This is a genomic window from Xenorhabdus hominickii (assembly GCF_002632725.1).
Lineage (GTDB): Bacteria > Pseudomonadota > Gammaproteobacteria > Enterobacterales > Enterobacteriaceae > Xenorhabdus > Xenorhabdus hominickii.
Window position 1 is genome coordinate 612,389 of the sequence record NZ_NJAI01000001.1, and the last position, 19,701, is coordinate 632,089.

The window sequence follows — 19,701 nt, forward strand, 5'->3', positions numbered from 1 at the left end:
TCAGGCGAAATATTCCTTGATATGATTGATGACAACTTGCTGATCTTCATCAGTGATGTTGTAAAACATTGGCAAACGTACTAAACGTTCGCTTTCGAGGGTAGTAAAGCGATCTTCACCGTGGAAACGGCCACATTTTTCACCCGCCGGGCTGGTATGCAATGCCACATAATGAAATACGGTAAGAATGTTATGCTCTTTCATGTAACTGTTGAATGCACTGCGTTCTTCCATATCTTTTAGCTTGATGTAGAACATGTGGGCGTTATGTTCTAAACCTTCCGGAACCACAGGTAAGATCAAATGCCCGGCATCTGCCAACGGTTTCAATGCTTGATAGTAGTTATCCCACAGAGCCAGACGACGCTGATTGATTTTTTCCGCAATCTCCAATTGCCCCCACAGGTAAGCAGCTTGCAAATCAGATAGCAAATAACTGGAACCGATATCGCGCCATGTGTACTTATCGACTTGTCCACGGAAAAACTGGCTGCGGTTAGTCCCTTTCTCGCGAATAATTTCAGCGCGTGCGATCAGCGATTTATCATTGATTAATGTCGCACCACCTTCACCACCTGCTGAGTAGTTCTTGGTTTCATGAAAGCTAAAACAACCAATATGACCAATCGTACCCAATGCGCGACCTTTATAGGTCGACATAACACCCTGTGCCGCGTCTTCTACCACATACAAATTATATTTTTTCGCCAACGCCATAATCGTATCCATTTCACAGGCCACGCCCGCATAATGTACCGGCACGATGGCACGTGTTTTCTCTGTAATGGCAGCTTCAATTTTAGTTTCATCAATGTTCATGGTTTCAGGACGAATATCCACGAAGACAATGACTGCCCCACGCAAGACAAAAGCGTTGGAGGTTGAAACAAAGGTATAGCTCGGCATGATGATTTCATCGCCCGGCTGGATATCCAGCAAAATGGCAGCCATTTCCAGTGACGCGGTACAAGATGGTGTCAGCAATACCTTCGGACAACTAAAACGCTGCTCCATCCACGCTTCACAACGCTGGGTAAATTCACCATCCCCACACAATTTGCCGCTGGCCATCGCCTGTTTCATGTATTCAAGTTCAGTGCCGACTATCGGTGGTTTGTTAAATGGAATCATTTCATCCTCTGTATAACCAATATGCGGTGCTCTCAATGATGGCACCACGACGTGTATAAAGACGCAAGGCAGTGATGTTGCTGATTTGTGTTGCCACTCTCAGTCGTTGTATCTGATAGCGCTGACACCACTGTTGCGCCGCCGACATTAATTGTTTTCCGATCCCTTGATGGTGGTTACCCGGTACAGCGGCCAATAAGCCAATGCGCGCCTCATGGCTGCCGATATCTCTTAGAGTGACAAACCCCATAATTTGACCGTTTTTATCATTGATAAGCAGGCATTCATGGTCAAACATGCCCAAAACTGCCTTTTCGACCCAAGTTGCATAAAATCTGCCACTATCACCGGGCTGATACCACGGAGCACGGAATCGGCTGGCAGTGAATACATGTGACGCCACTGCCTTTAATGCGGGGATATCTTGTGATTTTGCAGAAATTAGTTTTTGCCCCACATCAATGCCAGAGGTGTTTCCGGCTTCAACCGATAACAGTAAATCAGCCTCACCCTCCACCAAAGAAAATCCCAAGGTGGACAGCTTATCAATAATGTCAGTTTTCTGGGTCGGTATTTTTGCTTGCACTAATGCATACTCATCCAACTGGACGGCTGTTATCGCCGCCGCGTTTGATGAGAAATTAAGGCGTGCCGTGGATAAGCCAAAAAATTGGCTATCCCAAGTCAAGGGTTCAAGATTGGCGTGAATAGACATTGAGCAAATCCATTAAATATTTGCCGTAACCCGTTTTTGCCAAGTCTGCGGCAGCCGCTTTCACTTGTTCATTACTCAGCCAGCCATTCCGCCATGCTATTTCTTCTAAACAGGCGATTTTGAAGCCTTGTCGCTTTTCGACAGTCTGGACAAAGGTACTGGCTTCAATCAGGCTGTCATGGGTGCCAGTATCCAACCATGCAAAACCACGCCCTAATAATTCGACGTTCAATTTGCCGCATTCCAGATACATCTGGTTAATACTGGTGATTTCCAGTTCACCACGGGCAGAAGGTTTTACTTGTTTGGCAAAATCTACCACTTGATTGTCGTAAAAATAGAGTCCTGTGACTGCCCAATTGGATTTAGGCTGAACGGGCTTTTCTTCAATGGAGAGCACCCGATATTGATCATCAAATTCAACGACACCAAACCGCTCTGGATCCATCACTTGGTATCCGAATATGGTAGCGCCTGCTTCACGCGCTGCCACGCTTTGTAGTTTTGGGCTAAACGCCTGACCAAAAAAGATATTATCCCCAAGCACCAGACAGCAAGTATCATTGCCAATGAACTCTTCACCAATCAAAAATGCCTGTGCCAAGCCATCAGGAGAAGGTTGTTCTGCGTAGCTCAGACGGATGCCAAACTGATTGCCGTCACCCAATAGCCGTTTAAAAGCGGGGGTATCTTCCGGTGTCGAGATAATCAGGATATCGCGTATTCCTGACAGCATTAAAACTGACAGCGGATAGTAAATCATCGGCTTGTCATAAATAGGCAATAACTGTTTTGAAATGCCTCGTGTTATTGGATACAAACGGGTACCAGATCCCCCAGCCAATATAATTCCTTTCATGCTATCCCCCAGATGGGCTTATTCATTGCCCAAGCCAAGACGTTCTCCTGCATAAGAGCCATCCTGAACCCTGCGCCACCAATTTTCATTTTCCAGATACCATTGCACAGTTTTGCGAATGCCGGATTCGAATGTTTCCTGTGGGGTCCAGCCCAGTTCGCGCTCAATTTTTGCTGCATCGATCGCGTAACGCATATCATGTCCAGGGCGATCCGCCACATAGGTAATCAGGTCACGATAATACGTGACACCTGCGGGTTTTTCAGGGCACATTTTTTCAAGACAAAATTCTTCCAATAAGGTGCAAATGGTTTCCACAACATCAATATTTCTGCGCTCGTTATGCCCACCGATATTATAGGTTTCACCGACTCTTGCCTTTGTCACAACCAAATACAGCGCCTGGGCGTGATCTTCCACATACAGCCAATCACGGATCTGCTCTCCCTTGCCATAGACCGGCAGAGGTTTACCAGCCAGTGCATTCAGGATGATTAATGGGATCAATTTTTCCGGAAAATGGTAAGGCCCATAATTATTGGAACAATTCGTGATCACGGTCGGTAGACCATAAGTACGACGCCATGCCCTCACTAAATGGTCGCTGGAAGCCTTCGATGCAGAGTAAGGACTACTCGGTGCATAAGGGGTCGTTTCAGTGAAAAAGCCGTCTTCGCCGTGCAAGTCTCCGTAGACTTCATCCGTTGAGATGTGATGAAAACGGAATGCAGTGTGTTTTTCCTGATCCAGTTGCTGCCAATATGCACGTGCTGCTTCCAGCAAAGTGTAAGTACCAATGATATTGGTTTCGATAAATGCTGCTGGTCCATCAATTGAACGGTCAACATGGCTTTCCGCTGCCAGATGCATAACGGCATCCGGCTGGTATTGCTGGAATACACGCTCCAAGTTATCACGCTGACAGATATCAACTTGCTCAAACGCATAGCGGGGATGGTTAGCAACCGGTGCCAGTGATTCAAGATTTCCGGCATAAGTCAGGCTATCAACGACGACGACACTGTCTTCGGTATGATTAATAATATGACGCACAACCGCAGAGCCAATAAAGCCCGCACCACCTGTGATAAGAATGCGTTTCACCGCCAAACTCCTTTTGTATCAACAACCCATTTTTGTTTTATGGCATCACCATCAATGGCTTTAAATTGCTTGTGATCAACCAGCATCAAGATAACGTCAGCTTCTTCCAATGCTTTCGTCACGTCCATCAATTCTGTTAATCCTTTCAGTGAATTGGGCAGTTCATGCACGTTAGGCTCAACAACCAAAGTTTGACCGGCATGCCATTGTGCAACCATTTCTGTAATATGAACGGCTGGGCTTTCACGCAAATCATCGATGTTAGGTTTGAATGCCAGCCCAAAACAAGCAATTTTAACCTCATTTGCCCGTTTGCCACTCTCGACCAGGCAGTCCGCTACTGCAGCTTTCACTTGATCGAATACCCAAAGTGGCTTGCCATCATTCACCAAGCGCGCAGTTTGAATTAAACGGGCTTGTTCTGGATTCTGGGACACAATAAACCACGGATCGACAGCAATACAGTGTCCGCCCACGCCGGGGCCGGGTTGCAGTATATTGACGCGTGGATGACGATTTGCCAGGCTAATCAGTTCCCACACATTGATTCCCTGTTCAGCACAGATCAAAGAAAGTTCATTGGCAAAGGCGATATTGACATCACGGAAACTGTTTTCGGTCAGTTTGCACATTTCCGCTGTTTTGGCATTCGTAACAACACATTCGCCTTCGAGGAAGATTTTGTACAGTTCACTTGCCCGGCGAGAGGATTTTGGTGTCATCCCTCCGATTACGCGATCATTTTTGATCAATTCCACCATGACTTGTCCCGGCAGAACCCGCTCAGGGCAATAGGCGATATCAATGTCCGAATTTTCACCACTTTGTTGTGGGAATGAGAGATCAGGCCGGGCTGCTGCCAGCCACTCAGCCATCTGTTCTGTCGCACCAACTGGTGAGGTCGACTCCAAAATAATTAAATCGCCTTTTTTCAAGACTGGCGCGATTGATTCCGCCGCAGCGCGAACATAAGCCATATCCGGCTCATGATCTCCCTTAAACGGCGTTGGTACGGCAATTAAAAAAGCATCCGCTGTTTGTGGAGTTGCTACGGCTTTCAGATAGCCACCTTCAACTGCCACTTTCACAACCTTATCTAAATCAGGCTCAACGATATGAATCTCGCCACGGTTGATCGTTTCTACCGCATATTGGTTGACATCCACACCGATAACTCTTTTTTGGCGGGAGGCAAATGCCGCTGCAGTGGGCAGACCGATATAACCCAAACCGATAACAGAAATTGTTTCAAAATTCATAATGTCACCTGATTCTTCCTCAATACTTCGAGAATTCGCTGGCAAGCCTTACCATCACCGTAAGGGTTATGGGCATGGCTCATTTGTTGATAAGCAATATCATCCGTCAACAGACGCGTCACTTCTGCAACGATAGTCTGTGTTTCTGTTCCCACCAAACGCACTGTACCCGCATCAACGGCTTCAGGTCGTTCAGTGGTATTACGCATGACCAGAACTGGTTTTCCCAGAGAAGGCGCTTCTTCCTGAACGCCACCAGAATCAGTCAAGATCATGTAGGCATGGTTCATCAAATAGACAAAAGGCAGGTAATCCTGAGGTTTGATAAGGATGACGTTATCAATATCATGCAGAATACGCTTAACCGGCTCACTGACATTCGGGTTCAAATGAACAGGATAAACCACCTGAACATCAGGATGAGTTCTGGCGATCTGTGCCAATGCTTCGCAAATACGCTCAAACCCTCTGCCAAAGCTCTCACGGCGGTGGCCTGTCACCAGAATTATTTTTTTATTCGAATCGATGAAGGGATAAAGTTCAGCAAGCTGCTCATACATGGCTTCATCATTCATGATGCGATCACGTACTGACAGCAGTGCATCAATAACGGTATTGCCCGTAACAAAAATACGGTTTTCCGCAATCGACTCTTTTAATAGGTTATTCTGGGAATTCTCTGTCGGCGCAAAATGGTACATTGCCAAATGTCCCGCAATTTTGCGATTGGCTTCCTCCGGCCACGGAGAGTAAAGATCTCCGGTTCTCAACCCTGCTTCAATATGGCCGACCGGGATATGCTGATAGAATGCAGCCAGACTGGTTGCCATGGTGGTAGTCGTATCACCATGTACCAATACCACGTCAGGCTTAAACTCTTCCAGCACAGGTTTCATGCCTTGTAGGATGCGGCATGTAATATCCGTGAGATCCTGCCCCTTTTGCATGATGTTAAGATCAAAATCCGGTGCTATCCCAAACAAGTGCAACACCTGATCCAACATCTCTCTATGCTGGGCGGTAACGCACACTTTTGCGTCAAAGGCAGTATCCTTAGCCAATGCGTGTACCAACGGCGCCATTTTAATGGCTTCCGGCCGAGTACCAAACACAGTCAACACTTTCACAGTGGCTCTCTTATTTTGTAAATCATTGCTGACGTTTCCACGAAAGGGCGTTCTTAACCGCCATTTCCATCCCTGCATCCGCTCAGTAGGCATACCGAATACAGATGACGGAAACAGTCGTTAACTTGTTATTACCCTAAATAAAACTGATGAATTATGTAACTGATGAATCATGTGTATTAACTGTCGGGGCGTGGACGCCTTACCAGAGCGACTCCAGCTCCCACCAGCATACCAATGGCTCCCCACATAATCATCATGAAAGCACGACGGGGACTGTCTCGATTGACGGGTTCCTCAGGCGTTCTTAGATAGCGGTAAGTCTGGAAAACATCTTGCAGAGTTGGGCCGACGTTTAATGTCGTCAGCATCGCCATGTTTTGATCATAATCGATACTGTAATTAGGCCCCGTAGCTTCCAAAGTTTCAATCTGAGCCTGCAACAATGGCGTACCCAGCATAAACATTTTAGATTCAGGTAACTCTTCGATAGGGATGCTCGTCTGATTACGGTGAATGCCTTGTTTCTCAGCTATTTTCAGTGATTGCTGCAAGACATTCAATTCGCGATTGTAAATCACCTTAGCCACAATCTCCTGACGTTTCACCAGCGCTTTCATCGACTGAGTGCGTGTTGCCCATGCACCTTTAATTTCATTATTCAGGTGAGTGCTCGCGTGTTGATTGGCAAACGCAATATACTTGCGCAGAAGCTGGTTGGCATCAACGGCCGTTTCTGCCGTCAATTTGATACTGTCATTTAACGCTTTATTGTCATCACGCCGAGTGATCTGAATATTGTTGATCAATTCATCCAGCAATGCGGCATCAGCTTTAGCCTTCCCTTCCCTGCGCTGTTTGTAATAATCGGAATGAAGCCAAAATTCACGACGGGTATCATACGCCGCAACTTGTGTCATGAATTCTTTATATGCACCATCTGGAATAGTCGGCAATTGTGCTTCTGGAGAAGCATTGATGTGGGTATCCAGATTGCGCATAAACTGTTGTTGTGAATAGTAACTCCCGAGGTTATTGGTCGTTGGTAAATCCACAACAGCGGTTGTGCTCCACTTTGGCTGCATCAGATAAGATACGCCCAGAGCAACAGCAGCGAAAATCATTGCCAGTGCAATAATCCATATCTTCCCATACCATAGAGCATGACACAGCGCACGAATATCCAGCTCATGTTCTATAACCGGTTGATCCTGTTTAGATTTCGTTTCTGAATTTATCACTGCACAAAACCCCTTTGATAATTCGATGTCTTTAATGCTGGTTTTCTGCCCGACGCATACGGCGTTTACACCGTTTGATAAAACGGGCCACCCGCCATGCATGCTTGATGCAATAACCATACAGCACAAATGCGAGCAAGAATAATGCCAACATCATCCACTCTGGAATAAAACTCAATCGATCACCAATAATGCCCACTGCCGCCAATAAAGCCGCTGCCACTGTAATCAAGATAAACGCTTGACGGGGTGTAAACCCAGCGCGCATCATCAAATGGTGAATATGCTGGCGATCCGGAGAAAACGGACTCATTCCTTTACGCAGCCGACGGTACATAATAGCCACCATATCCATCAATGGAATCGCAATGATCCACAATGCTGTTACAGGGCTAATAGAACGGTTTTCTCCTTGTGTCGATTCGGTGAGTAACCAAATAATGGTGAAACCGATTAAGGTACTGCCCGCATCGCCCATAAATACTTTGAAACGTTGACCGAATAGCCCAAGATTGAGAAAGGTATAAGGCAAGATCCCTGCAATAAATGTAAAACACCAAAATGCCAGTGCTGTATTACCATTTTCGTACAGCAAAATCCCCAAGGCACCGAAAGAGACACAAGATAATCCCCCCAGCAGACCATCAATACCATCCACCATATTGAAAGCGTTAATGGCCGCCCAGACAGCGAATAAAGTCACAACATAGCTGAATGGGCCCAATGTCATTTCCCATGGACCAAAAGCATTACCCAAGTTTTCAAGCTTAAGGCCGGCGAAATACATCATACTGATACCCACCAGCGCTTGAATCGTTGCCCGAATCTTCACACTGATATCAAAACGATCATCTAATGCCCCGATAAAGACTAATACCCCAGCACAAATCAAATATAACCATTTATGAGGTATAAACTCTTTTGTTATAACAAAAGCGAAAAAAAGACCAAAAAAAACAGATATTCCCCCCACCAAAGGCACTAAACCATGGTGGCGTTTACGGTAATTCGGTTTATCGACCAGACCTATACTTTTTGCTACTTTGCGTACCACAAACAAAAACGCGAACGAAAATATAAATACGCAAAAAACTTCGACACTTATACTGGTATTATTCACAATAACAACTCTCTGCAAAAATAACGATGGGTCATCTATCATTCATTAACTTATGGATTCTCCAGTCAATACCAAACCCATAAGCTCCCTGTTAATAAGACAGACATCCTGATTTATAAAAATTAACCGATTGGATCATATAAACAGTAGGGCATGCCCAAAAATGATTTATCAAACTATTATAAAGCACTCGTTTAAAAAACACGCATTCAATTAATCGAAAAACATGCAAAATACATACCATTTCAAGCTAATAGGATAAATCACCAATAAAAAACGCCACAAAAACGTGGCGCTTTAATGAAATGATTACTTTTTATTTCAGGACGATGAATTCGCTTGCGGCGTTATGAGCGTTTCATAAAATCGAAGAACTCTTCGTTGGTTTTTGTCATAGCTAGTTTGTTGATAAGGAATTCCATCGCATCGATTTCACCCATCGGATGAATGATTTTACGCAGGATCCACATCTTCTGCAGCTCATCTTGTGTAGTAAGCAATTCTTCTTTACGTGTACCAGAGCGGTTGTAATCAATGGCTGGGAAAACACGTTTTTCAGCGATCTTACGGGACAGGTGCAATTCCATGTTACCTGTACCTTTAAATTCTTCGTAAATAACCTCATCCATCTTAGAGCCGGTATCAACCAGCGCTGTAGCAATGATGGTCAGGCTACCACCTTCTTCTACGTTACGTGCAGCACCAAAGAAACGTTTTGGACGATGTAACGCATTTGCATCCACGCCCCCGGTCAATACTTTACCGGAAGCAGGAACAACGGTGTTATACGCACGAGCCAGACGGGTAATGGAGTCCAGCAGAATAATAACGTCTTTTTTATGCTCAACCAGACGTTTTGCTTTTTCGATGACCATTTCAGCCACTTGAACGTGACGGGAAGCAGGTTCATCAAAGGTTGAAGCAATGACTTCACCTTTTACCAGACGCTGCATTTCGGTAACTTCTTCTGGACGTTCGTCAATCAGTAGAACCATCAGAACGCAATCTGGGTAGTTGTGGGCGATGTTAGCTGCAATATTTTGCAGCAGCATGGTTTTACCCGCTTTTGGTGGAGCGACAATCAAGCCACGCTGACCACGACCAATCGGTGCAGCCAGATCCAGAACTCGAGCTGTCAAATCCTCAGTCGAACCATTACCACGTTCCATGCGCAGACGGTTATTGGCATGAAGTGGAGTCAAGTTTTCAAATAGGATTTTACTGCGGGCGTTTTCAGGTTTATCAAAGTTAACTTCGTTAACTTTCAGCAGGGCAAAATAGCGTTCACCTTCTTTTGGTGGACGAATTTTCCCTGAAATAGTATCACCGGTACGGAGGTTAAAGCGGCGGATTTGACTAGGGGAAACGTAGATATCATCGGGACCTGCGAGGTAGGAACTGTCTGCGGAGCGGAGGAAACCAAATCCATCCTGTAATATCTCCAGCACCCCATCTCCGAAAATATCCTCTCCGCTTTTAGCATGCTGCTTGAGAATAGAAAAAATGATGTCTTGCTTACGCATACGAGCCAGATTTTCCAGCCCCATATTTTCGCCGAGAGTAATCAACTCAGATACCGGCGTATTCTTTAATTCGGTAAGATTCATAATGGTGGGTTCTTTAACTCGGGGTATATCTCGAACTATGAACGTGAATGGTATGGCAGCGTTATCGATGCCTGTTTATTTGTACCAAAAACGAATAACACCTTCTAACATATTAATTTATATTACAAGGTAATAGTTTGAAGTACTCAGATTGATTGCAAAATAAGGCTGACAAACTGTCAAAACACGACTGAGATAATAAAGAAACATAGTTAATTTCAATATTAGGAACTATCTCAGCGTAAGCACTATCTCAATGTAAGCACCGTTTCATTATGAATGTTGTCTTAGTGGGTTCTATACCCAACACAAGAGGATTCAACATAAAAAACGCCTAACAAAAAACATCCAGCTTAAAAAAGATGTTCAGCATCAGAACACTATCAGTACACCAAGCTATATACATACTGAGTAATTCGTATATAACCTCAGAAATTTTACCAAATGCGATATGCTATCAGATGCTTCAGGTGATCCGGAAATAACAGATTTATCAGACACTACAGATTGTTTAGTATGCAACATGCCTAATGTCAACTCTTTCGATCAATATATGTTAATAAATCTCTATATCGAGTAAAGAATTCTCTTATTCAATGCCTCATACAAGCACGTGACCGCTAACTTACCATGCTTCGCAGCGGACGTCTAGCGGTCAATCGGATAAATCACTTGATCCGCTAAACGCCCGTAATTACTGTGACCTAACTCTAAATTAGAGATGTGGCTCCAAAAACTCTTTCAATTGAGTTTTTGACAGGGCCCCCACTTTTACCGCAGCCTTCTCACCGTCTTTAAATAAAATCAGTGTAGGAATACCGCGAATACCGAATTTTGGTGCTGTTTCTGAGTGATCATCAATATTCAGCTTAGCAACAGTCAACTGATCTGCGTATTCTGAAGCAATTTCATTCAAAATAGGCGCCATCATTTTGCAAGGACCGCACCATTCAGCCCAAAACTCAACCAGAACAATACCGGCTTTTGCCAGTTTGTCTTCGTTGAAGTCACTATCAGTCAGATGAGAGATCTCAGCACTTACAATCTTTTCATTCATTATTTTGGCTCCAAAAGTAAAATCTTTTTCGGTGTCAGTGTACATTAACCAACATAAGGGTGTCTTTATTTCAGCGGATACACTTTCTTAAAGCAATAGTTAACTGATATTCTACCACACTATGAGCAAAACACATTTGACAGAAAAGAAGTTTTCCGACTTCGCATTGCACCCCAAGGTAGTAGAAGCCCTTGATAAAAAGGGATTTTCCAACTGTACGCCGATACAGGCGCTAACATTGCCTTTTACTGTCGAAGGCCGAGATGTTGCGGGGCAAGCACAAACCGGAACAGGCAAGACGCTGGCATTTCTGACGTCTACTTTTCATTATTTACTAACCCACCCTGCGGCGAAGGAGCGCAAAATCAATCAACCAAGAGCGTTGATTATGGCTCCTACCCGCGAATTAGCTGTCCAAATTTATTCTGATGCCGAAGAACTCGCAGCATCCACTGGGTTGAAAATGGGTCTAGCTTACGGCGGCGATGGCTATGATAAGCAACTTAAGGTGCTGGAATCCGGCGTCGATGTCGTCATTGGCACAACCGGTCGTTTGATCGATTACGCAAAAAATGGGCATATCCATCTTGGTGCCATTCAAGTTGTCGTACTTGATGAAGCGGATCGTATGTACGATTTAGGATTTATCAAAGATATCCGCTGGCTATTTCGCCGCATCCCTGTTGCCACAGAAAGAATGAATTTGCTGTTTTCCGCCACCCTATCTTACCGAGTGCGTGAACTGGCTTTCGAACAAATGAATAATCCTGAATATGTGGAAGTGGAGCCTTTACAAAAAACAGGGCATCGCATTCAGGAAGAGCTATTTTATCCCTCCAATGAAGAAAAAATGCGTCTGCTACAGACCTTGTTGGAAGAAGAGTGGCCAGATCGCTGTATCATTTTTGCCAATACCAAACACCGCTGTGAAGATATCTGGGCACATCTGGCTGCCGATGGTCATCGTGTCGGTCTGCTGACGGGTGATGTCGCACAGAAAAAACGCCTGCGTATTCTCGAAGAATTCAGTCTGGGAAATCTGGATATTCTGGTTGCTACCGATGTTGCCGCTCGTGGGTTACATATTCCATCTGTGACACATGTCTTTAACTATGACCTGCCGGATGACTGTGAAGATTATGTCCACCGTATTGGTCGAACTGGCCGTGCTGGAGAAAGTGGTCATTCCATCAGTCTGGCATGTGAAGAGTATGTGTTGAATCTGCCTGCTATTGAAGAGTATATCCAGCATCAAATACCTGTCAGCAAATATAACAGCGATGCACTGCTGAAAGACTTACCAGTACCCAAGCGCCGTAACCGTGCACGTTCAGGAGGACATCCACGCCGTACCAATATGCCGCGCCGTGGTAATGCACCGCACAACCGTAAACGTTCAGGCTAAATAACATATGCTGGAATAATACTATGCTGAGTTCTTCTTCGCTTTATGCCGCTATTGATTTAGGCTCAAACAGTTTCCATATGCTGGTTGTCCGTGAAGTATCCGGTAGTATTCAAGTGGTCACGCGCATTAAACGTAAAGTCAGGCTGGCCGCCGGATTGGATAAAAACAACCAATTATCACAGCAAGCCATGGAACGAGGATGGCAATGCCTCCGCCTGTTTGCGGAATATTTGCAGGATATCCCTGCCTCACAGATCCGCGTAGTCGCGACAGCAACATTGCGACTTGCAGCAAATTCCGATGAATTTGTCGGGAAGGCCTGTGAAATATTGGGGAACCCAGTCAAAATCATCAAAGGTGAGGAAGAAGCTCGGCTAATTTACCAAGGTGTTGCCCATACTACTGGAGGGCCTGAAAAGCGTCTCGTTGTGGATATTGGTGGTGGCAGTACCGAATTAGTGACTGGCACTGGCGCACAAGCGACCCAATTATTCAGTCTTGAAATGGGCTGTGTGACTTGGCTGGAACGCTATTTCAATGATCGTAGCCTGACAGAAGAAAACTTTGCAAAAGCAGAAATGGCGGCTCAGCATATTCTTGATCCCGTCACGACAACGTTACTTGCTCAGGGTTGGCAGATTTGTGTAGGCGCTTCCGGCACCGTACAGGCACTACAAGAGATCATGATCGCCCAAGGTATGGATGAACTGATCACACTGCCGAAATTACAGCAACTTAAATCTAAAGCAATTGAATGCGGTAAGCTGGAAGAACTGGAAATTGATGGTCTGACGTTAGAACGGGCATTAGTTTTCCCGAGTGGGTTAGCCATCTTAATTGCCATCTTTCAGGCGCTGGGCATCGAAAGCATGACACTGGCAGGTGGAGCATTACGTGAGGGATTGGTGTACGGGATGCTGGATTTACCGATTGAACAGGATATTCGCGCCCGAACTCTACGCACAGTTCAGCAACGCTTTCATCTGGATATCGAGCAGGCTCAGCATGTTCAGGAACTGGCCAATCATTTTTTTCAGCAAATTGCCAAATCGTGGGAATTGGATGAACGGTGCCGTGAGTTATTAGGCAGTGCTTGTCTGCTGCATGAAATCGGCCTGTGTGTCGATTTTCGCCAAGGACCAGCCCACTCAGCTTACTTAATTAGCCATTTGGATCTGCCCGGTTACACTCCGGCACAAAAGCGTTTGATGGCAATACTGTTGAAAAACCAAAGTGGCACCATCGACTTTGCATCACTCAGTCAGCAAAATGCCCTCCCCTTATTACTAGCACAACGGCTATGCCGTTTATTGCGCTTAACGATTATCTTCGCCAGCCGTAGACGGGATGATACTTTACCTGCCTTACGGCTACGGGTCGAAAACGAGTCACTGATTATCATTCTGCCCTATAAATGGCAAACACAGCACCCACTCAGGGCTGAAGCACTACATCAAGAAATCAAATGGCAAAGCTACATCCAATGGCAGCTATTTATTGAAGAGCAGAGTAACTCACATTTAGGATAAGCAGCGTCATAGCGGATAGGTTTCAGTTGCGGCTCAGTTTTTCTGCCCTAGCCCCAAACGTGATTTAATATCCGCAAGGCGCGACTGCCCTTGTTTCATCCGCTCTTCCGCACTTATCACACGTTTGCCCTGTGGCCAGTCCAAATCATCTTGTGGCAATTCAAACAAAAATCGGCTTGGTTCAGGGCGAATAAGTTCGCCATACTGACGACGCTCTTTGCTGAGAGTGAAAAACAGCTCCCTTCGGGCACGAGTAATACCTACATAAGCTAGCCGACGCTCTTCCTCAATATTATCTTCATCAATACTGCTTTGATGCGGTAGCAAACCTTCTTCCATCCCCACCAGAAAAACATAAGGAAACTCCAGCCCCTTGGAAGCGTGTAGTGTCATCAGTTGAATCTGATCCAACTCTTCATCTTCCTCACCGCGCTCCAACATATCCCGCAGAGTAAAACGCGCCACGACTTGAGAAAGGGTCATGGGTTCATTTAAGTCGTCCCCTTCAAGCATTTCGCTCATCCAAGTGAAAAGTTGATTGACGTTTTTCATTCTCATTTCAGCCGCTTTTGGGCTGGGTGAGGTTTCATATAGCCAGCTTTCGTAATCCATGCCACGCAGTAAGTCTCGCACAGCCAATAACGGCTCGCGCTCTGTCTGACGGGATATTTCATCCATCCAGTGGGTAAAACGTTGCAATGCCGCCAAACCACGTCCGGTCAAATTCTGCTCCAGACCAAGATCAAAACTGGCTTGATATAAGCTTTTGTTGCGATGTTTCGCCCACTCTCCCAGTTTCTGAACCGTCACCGCCCCGATTTCTCGCCGAGGTGTATTAACGATGCGCAGAAACGCACTGTCATCCTCAGGATTAGTTAAGACACGCAAATAAGAGAGTAAGTCTTTAATCTCTGGGCGAGAAAAGAACGACGTTCCTCCCGAAATTCGGTAAGGAATGCGATTTTGCATCAGCATTTTTTCGAAGATGCGGGATTGGTGATTACCGCGATAAAGAATGGCATAATCTTTATAATCTGTTTTATTGATAAAATGATGAGCGATCAGTTCTCCCACGACTCGTTCAGCTTCATGATCTTCATTGTTGGCTTCAATCACTCGGAGCAGATCGCCATAACTCAATTCGGAAAACAGCTTCTTCTCAAAAACATGCGGATTGTTGGCAATCAAGATATTTGCTGCTTTCAATATCCGCCCTGATGAACGGTAATTTTGTTCCAGCTTAATCACATTTAACTGCGGAAAATCGTCTTTCAGTAGAATCAAATTCTGTGGACGAGCACCACGCCATGAATAAATAGACTGATCATCATCACCCACGACCGTAAAGCGCGCACGATTCCCCACCAACAATTTCACCAATTGATATTGGCTGGTGTTGGTATCCTGATATTCATCCACCAGCAAGTAACGAATTTTATTCTGCCAACGTTCCCTGACTTCTTCATCACGCATTAGCAACAATGTTGGCTTAGTAATCAAATCATCAAAATCGAGAACATTGCAGCTGTTCAAATGCAGATCATAACGACGATAACACTCCGCAAATTGATGTTCCTGTGAGGAACGAGCTTGACGCATGACCTGTTCAGGTGACAGAAGATCATTCTTCCAGTTGGAAATACTGGAGATCAATTTTTGCAGTAGATCTTTATCTTCTTCCAGTAAATCAGCAGTGAGATCTTTCAACAATGCCATTTGATCCTGATCGTCAAACAAAGAGAAGTTACTCTTCATACCCAGCGCCTTATATTCACGCTTGACGATTTCCAGACCCAAGGTATGAAATGTCGAGATCATCAACCCTTTGGTTTCCTTGCGCCCCAACGTTTGTGCGACACGTTCTTTCATTTCTCGGGCGGCTTTATTGGTGAAGGTCACGGCGGCAATATGGCGAGCTTGGTAACCACAAGCGCGGATCAGGTGAGCAATTTTATTGGTGATCACCCGGGTTTTACCGGAACCTGCACCCGCCAGAACCAGACAAGGCCCTGTCACGAATTCAACTGCTTGTTGTTGGCTAGGATTTAATCGCATACTGTTTCGAAGGTTATATCAAGATAAATATCAGGGGTAGGAAGCTTAGCAGAAAGCGGGACAGGGGGGCGGTTTTCTTTGTTACCCAATAGATTTCAGATTGCATTGAGGCAGCTTGAAAGATGAAGCGTATAAACTGATTATTTAACATATAGAATATATCCACCTACACCAGTCGTTTATTTTCAAGCAATATTTGAAAAATATTGGAGTCAATCACAGTAAAAGGGAATACGTGCAAATACTTTTCGCACAAAATTATATGCCGTTATTTTTAGTTGTCCTCTATGTCATTACAGGATTAAAATTATTTAGCAAAAAAATATCTCTTTACGCATTCCTCTCCTCATTAATACTGTTCACTAGTTTTTATGAAAATAAGGATTACCCTATATCTATAGTCATTATCATCTCCGCCCCTTTATTATTTGTTACATTCTCAATAATATTTAAAATTGTCAGCATGAAAAGCAGAGAAATTACTTATTATTCATTACGCTGCTGGATAATGATAACGGAAAATCAAATAAAAAATTTCATTTAATATCAATAGAATACAGGAAACACTCTTTTTAAGAGTATTATTTTTAACTGATAAAATAAAACTTATCATGTCATAAACTATTTCTGTGATAATCATTAAAGTTATTTAACTTACCATAGATTTATTATCATTCCCTATGTAATAGTGAATTTACACTCACCATTTTCACTCACATACGTTACAACGATATCAGTAAAAAGGGATGCAATATGCTACGTAAAACTGGTTTTTTCTTTGATGAAAGCTGCTTATGGCATCATAGCGGATTACAACATGTCTTAACCTTTCCTGCGGCTGGGTGGATGCAACCTCCTTCTGGAGCCGGACATGCTGAATCGCCGGAAACCAAGCGCAGAATGAAAAGCTTGATGGATGTTTCCGGTTTAAGTCACTCCTTGCAGCTAATGAGCGCTGAACCTATCGATGAAGCAACATTAAGACTCGTTCACACAGAATCTTATCTACAGCGTTTCAAATACCTGAGCGATAACGGCGGTGGCGTATTGGGAGATGAAGCTTCGCTGGGGGCAGGCAGTTATGAAATTGCCAAACTGTCTACTGGGCTAGCCTATGCTGCGGTAAAAGCCGTATTGCACGGTGAGCTGGACAATGCCTACAGCCTTTCTCGCCCACCTGGGCATCATTGCCTACCCGACCAAGCCATGGGCTTCTGTTTCCTTTCTAATATTTCTCTTGCGATTGAAAAAGCAAAAGAGCAACTGGGCCTTGGCCGAGTAGCGGTAGTTGACTGGGATGTGCATCACGGTAATGGAACACAGCATATCTTTTGGCAACGGGATGATGTACTGACAATTTCACTACATCAGGATCGCTGCTATCCCGCAGGTTATAGTGGCGAAGACGATATCGGTGAAGGTCCGGGTGAAGGATTCAATATCAATATTCCACTGATGGCTGGTGCGGGTCATGACAGCTATATGTATGCCATAGATCAAATTGTCATGCCGGCACTGCGACGTTACCAGCCTGAGCTGATTATTATTGCCTGTGGCTATGACGCCAATGGCTTTGATCCACTAGCACGGATGCAGCTACATAGTGACAGTTTCCGTGAGATGACGCGTAAGATGCAACAAATAGCAGATGAGTTCTGTCATGGCAAACTGGTGATGGTGCACGAAGGCGGTTATTCCGAAGCCTATGTGCCTTTCTGTGGCTTGGCCGTCATGGAAGAATTATCAGGTGTTCGCACTGAAGTGATCGATCCCGCGCTGAACATGCTTGAATCACAGCAACCGAGAGCACTGTTTGAAACTGTTCAGCGTCAGGAAATTGATGTTCTGAAACAACAGCTTGCCCTGTAAATCATTATAAAAAAATAACGCCTGATAGGATTTCATCGGGCGTTATCTCATGTATGGCATTTATAGAGTCTGTCTGATAAGAAAATTATCCACCGACAGAGATGCGTTTCATATCAGTCATATAACCACGCAGAGTATGGCCGATAATTTCAATCGGATGGTTACGAATAGCTTCGTTAACATCACGTAATTGAGCATTGTCGATACTACTATCTGCCACGGATTTACCAATGTCCCCAGCCTGCAAAGTAGCCATAAATTTCTCTTTAAGTAATGGAACTGCAACGTAAGAGAACAGATAGTTACCGTATTCAGCCGTATCGGAAATTACCACATTCATTTCATACAGACGCTTACGAGCAATGGTATTCGCAATCAGCGGCAACTCGTGCAGCGATTCGTAATAAGCAGACTCTTCAATAATGCCGGAATCCACCATCGTTTCAAATGCCAGCTCGACACCTGCCTTGGCCATCGCAATCATCAACACGCCATGGTCAAAGTATTCTTGCTCGCTGATGTGACCGTTATAGTCCGGGTAATTTTCAAATGGTGTCTTGCCCGTTTCCTCACGCCAAGTCAGTAGATTTTTATCATCATCCGCCCAGTCAGCCATCATCGCGGAAGAAAATTCGCCAGAAATAATATCATCCATATGTTTCTGGAACAGTGGAGCCAAAATCACTTTCAGTTGCTCAGAAAGGGCATAAGCACGCAGTTTTGCTGGATTGGAAAGACGATCCATCATCAGCGTAATGCCGCCTTGTTTCAGAGCTTCGGTGATAGTCTCCCAACCAAACTGAATTAATTTGCCGGCATAACCTGACTCTGCACCCTCGGCAATCAGTTTGTCATAACACAGCAGGGAACCAGCCTGTAACATACCACACAAAATGGTCTGTTCGCCCATCAGGTCAGATTTTACTTCTGCTACAAAAGAAGATTCCAGAACCCCCGCACGATGGCCACCAGTAGCCGCCGCCCACGCTTTCGCAATAGCCAGCCCTTCGCCTTTCGCATCGTTTTCCGGATGAACAGCAATCAAGGTTGGAACACCAAATCCACGTTTATATTCTTCGCGAACTTCCGTACCCGGGCACTTAGGTGCAACCATCACGACAGTAATATCTTTACGGATCTGTTCACCCACTTCTACAATATTGAAGCCGTGGGAATATCCCAATGTCGCGTCTTCTTTCATTAAAGGTTGCACCGCCTGAACAACCGCAGAATGCTGTTTGTCAGGCGTCAGGTTAATAACCAGATCGGCGTGTGGGATCAATTCTTCATATGTACCAACCTTAAAGCCATTTTCGGTTGCCTTACGCCATGATGCGCGTTTTTCTTCTATCGCTTCGTTACGCAAGGCATAGGCAATATCCAAACCTGAATCACGCATATTAAGCCCTTGATTTAGCCCTTGCGCCCCACAGCCGACAATCACCACTTTCTTGCCTTTTAAATATCCTGCTTCGTCAGCAAATTCTTCCCGTGCCATAAAACGACATTTGCCTAACTGCGCTAATTGTTGGCGCAAGTTTAACGTATCAAAATAATTAGCCATGGTGACTCCGATATAATTAGGTGTGAGGTTGTTTGCATAAAACCAATATATGACAT

Annotated in this window: 15 protein-coding genes; 3 read left to right on the plus strand and 12 right to left on the minus strand. The window is 44.8% G+C overall.

All coding sequences use genetic code 11. The features are described from left to right. The 10 genes from rffA to trxA all read right to left on the minus strand — a co-directional run bounded on the left by rffA (window position 1) and on the right by trxA (window position 11,220). Complete coding sequence (gene rffA, locus Xhom_RS02670; protein WP_069317288.1) at window positions 1–1,131, minus strand: dTDP-4-amino-4,6-dideoxygalactose transaminase; 1,131 nt, start codon at window positions 1,129–1,131, stop codon at window positions 1–3. A 1-nt stretch (window position 1,132) separates the two neighbouring features. Next, window positions 1,133–1,846 (minus strand): dTDP-4-amino-4,6-dideoxy-D-galactose acyltransferase, encoded by a 714-nt coding sequence (rffC, locus tag Xhom_RS02675; RefSeq protein ID WP_069317289.1) that lies wholly within the window; start codon window positions 1,844–1,846, stop codon window positions 1,133–1,135. Next, window positions 1,824–2,705 (minus strand): glucose-1-phosphate thymidylyltransferase RfbA, encoded by an 882-nt coding sequence (rfbA, locus tag Xhom_RS02680; RefSeq protein ID WP_069317290.1) that lies wholly within the window; start codon window positions 2,703–2,705, stop codon window positions 1,824–1,826. The genes rffC and rfbA overlap by 23 nt, the downstream gene beginning before the upstream one ends. 18 nt (window positions 2,706–2,723) lie before the next feature. Continuing rightward, window positions 2,724–3,809 carry a dTDP-glucose 4,6-dehydratase gene (gene rffG, locus Xhom_RS02685; protein WP_069317291.1) on the minus strand — a complete coding sequence of 362 codons (1,086 nt, stop codon included), beginning with the start codon at window positions 3,807–3,809 and terminating at the stop codon, window positions 2,724–2,726. Further along, window positions 3,806–5,068 carry a UDP-N-acetyl-D-mannosamine dehydrogenase gene (wecC, locus tag Xhom_RS02690; protein WP_069317292.1) on the minus strand — a complete coding sequence of 421 codons (1,263 nt, stop codon included), beginning with the start codon at window positions 5,066–5,068 and terminating at the stop codon, window positions 3,806–3,808. The genes rffG and wecC overlap by 4 nt, the downstream gene beginning before the upstream one ends. Then, window positions 5,065–6,195: a non-hydrolyzing UDP-N-acetylglucosamine 2-epimerase gene (gene wecB / locus Xhom_RS02695; protein WP_069317293.1), complete on the minus strand. Its 1,131-nt coding sequence runs from the start codon at window positions 6,193–6,195 to the stop codon at window positions 5,065–5,067. The genes wecC and wecB overlap by 4 nt, the downstream gene beginning before the upstream one ends. A gap of 179 nt (window positions 6,196–6,374) precedes the next feature. Then, the gene (wzzE, locus tag Xhom_RS02700) at window positions 6,375–7,436 is read right to left on the minus strand and encodes an ECA polysaccharide chain length modulation protein (RefSeq protein ID WP_069317294.1); all 1,062 of its coding nucleotides are present in this window, start codon (window positions 7,434–7,436) and stop codon (window positions 6,375–6,377) included. A 31-nt stretch (window positions 7,437–7,467) separates the two neighbouring features. Next, on the minus strand, window positions 7,468–8,541 hold the full coding sequence (wecA, locus tag Xhom_RS02705; protein WP_418384938.1) for a UDP-N-acetylglucosamine--undecaprenyl-phosphate N-acetylglucosaminephosphotransferase: 1,074 nt from the start codon (window positions 8,539–8,541) through the stop codon (window positions 7,468–7,470). Window positions 8,542–8,903: 362 nt separating this feature from the next. Next, on the minus strand, window positions 8,904–10,163 hold the full coding sequence (gene rho / locus Xhom_RS02710; RefSeq protein WP_010845326.1) for a transcription termination factor Rho: 1,260 nt from the start codon (window positions 10,161–10,163) through the stop codon (window positions 8,904–8,906). A gap of 715 nt (window positions 10,164–10,878) precedes the next feature. Further along, window positions 10,879–11,220 carry a thioredoxin TrxA gene (gene trxA, locus Xhom_RS02720; protein ID WP_069317295.1) on the minus strand — a complete coding sequence of 114 codons (342 nt, stop codon included), beginning with the start codon at window positions 11,218–11,220 and terminating at the stop codon, window positions 10,879–10,881. 121 nt (window positions 11,221–11,341) lie between these two features. On the opposite strand from trxA, the gene rhlB reads away from it, so the two are divergent. Then, complete coding sequence (rhlB, locus tag Xhom_RS02725) at window positions 11,342–12,625, plus strand: ATP-dependent RNA helicase RhlB (RefSeq protein WP_069317296.1); 1,284 nt, start codon at window positions 11,342–11,344, stop codon at window positions 12,623–12,625. 23 nt (window positions 12,626–12,648) lie between these two features. Beyond that, complete coding sequence (gppA, locus tag Xhom_RS02730) at window positions 12,649–14,157, plus strand: guanosine-5'-triphosphate,3'-diphosphate diphosphatase (protein ID WP_069317297.1); 1,509 nt, start codon at window positions 12,649–12,651, stop codon at window positions 14,155–14,157. A gap of 33 nt (window positions 14,158–14,190) precedes the next feature. On the opposite strand, the gene rep is transcribed toward gppA, so the two are convergent. Beyond that, entirely contained in the window at window positions 14,191–16,212 is a 2,022-nt protein-coding gene (gene rep / locus Xhom_RS02735; RefSeq protein ID WP_069317298.1) for a DNA helicase Rep, read from the minus strand. 753 nt (window positions 16,213–16,965) lie between these two features. Between rep and Xhom_RS02740 the strand changes: the two genes are divergently transcribed. Further along, window positions 16,966–18,081: a class II histone deacetylase gene (locus Xhom_RS02740; protein WP_069317299.1), complete on the plus strand. Its 1,116-nt coding sequence runs from the start codon at window positions 16,966–16,968 to the stop codon at window positions 18,079–18,081. 85 nt (window positions 18,082–18,166) lie between these two features. Here Xhom_RS02740 and ilvC read toward each other — a convergent pair whose 3' ends face one another. Beyond that, a complete protein-coding gene (ilvC, locus tag Xhom_RS02745; protein ID WP_069317300.1) occupies window positions 18,167–19,645 on the minus strand; it encodes a ketol-acid reductoisomerase in 1,479 nt (492 codons plus the stop codon). Between the last annotated feature and the right edge of the window lie 56 nt (window positions 19,646–19,701).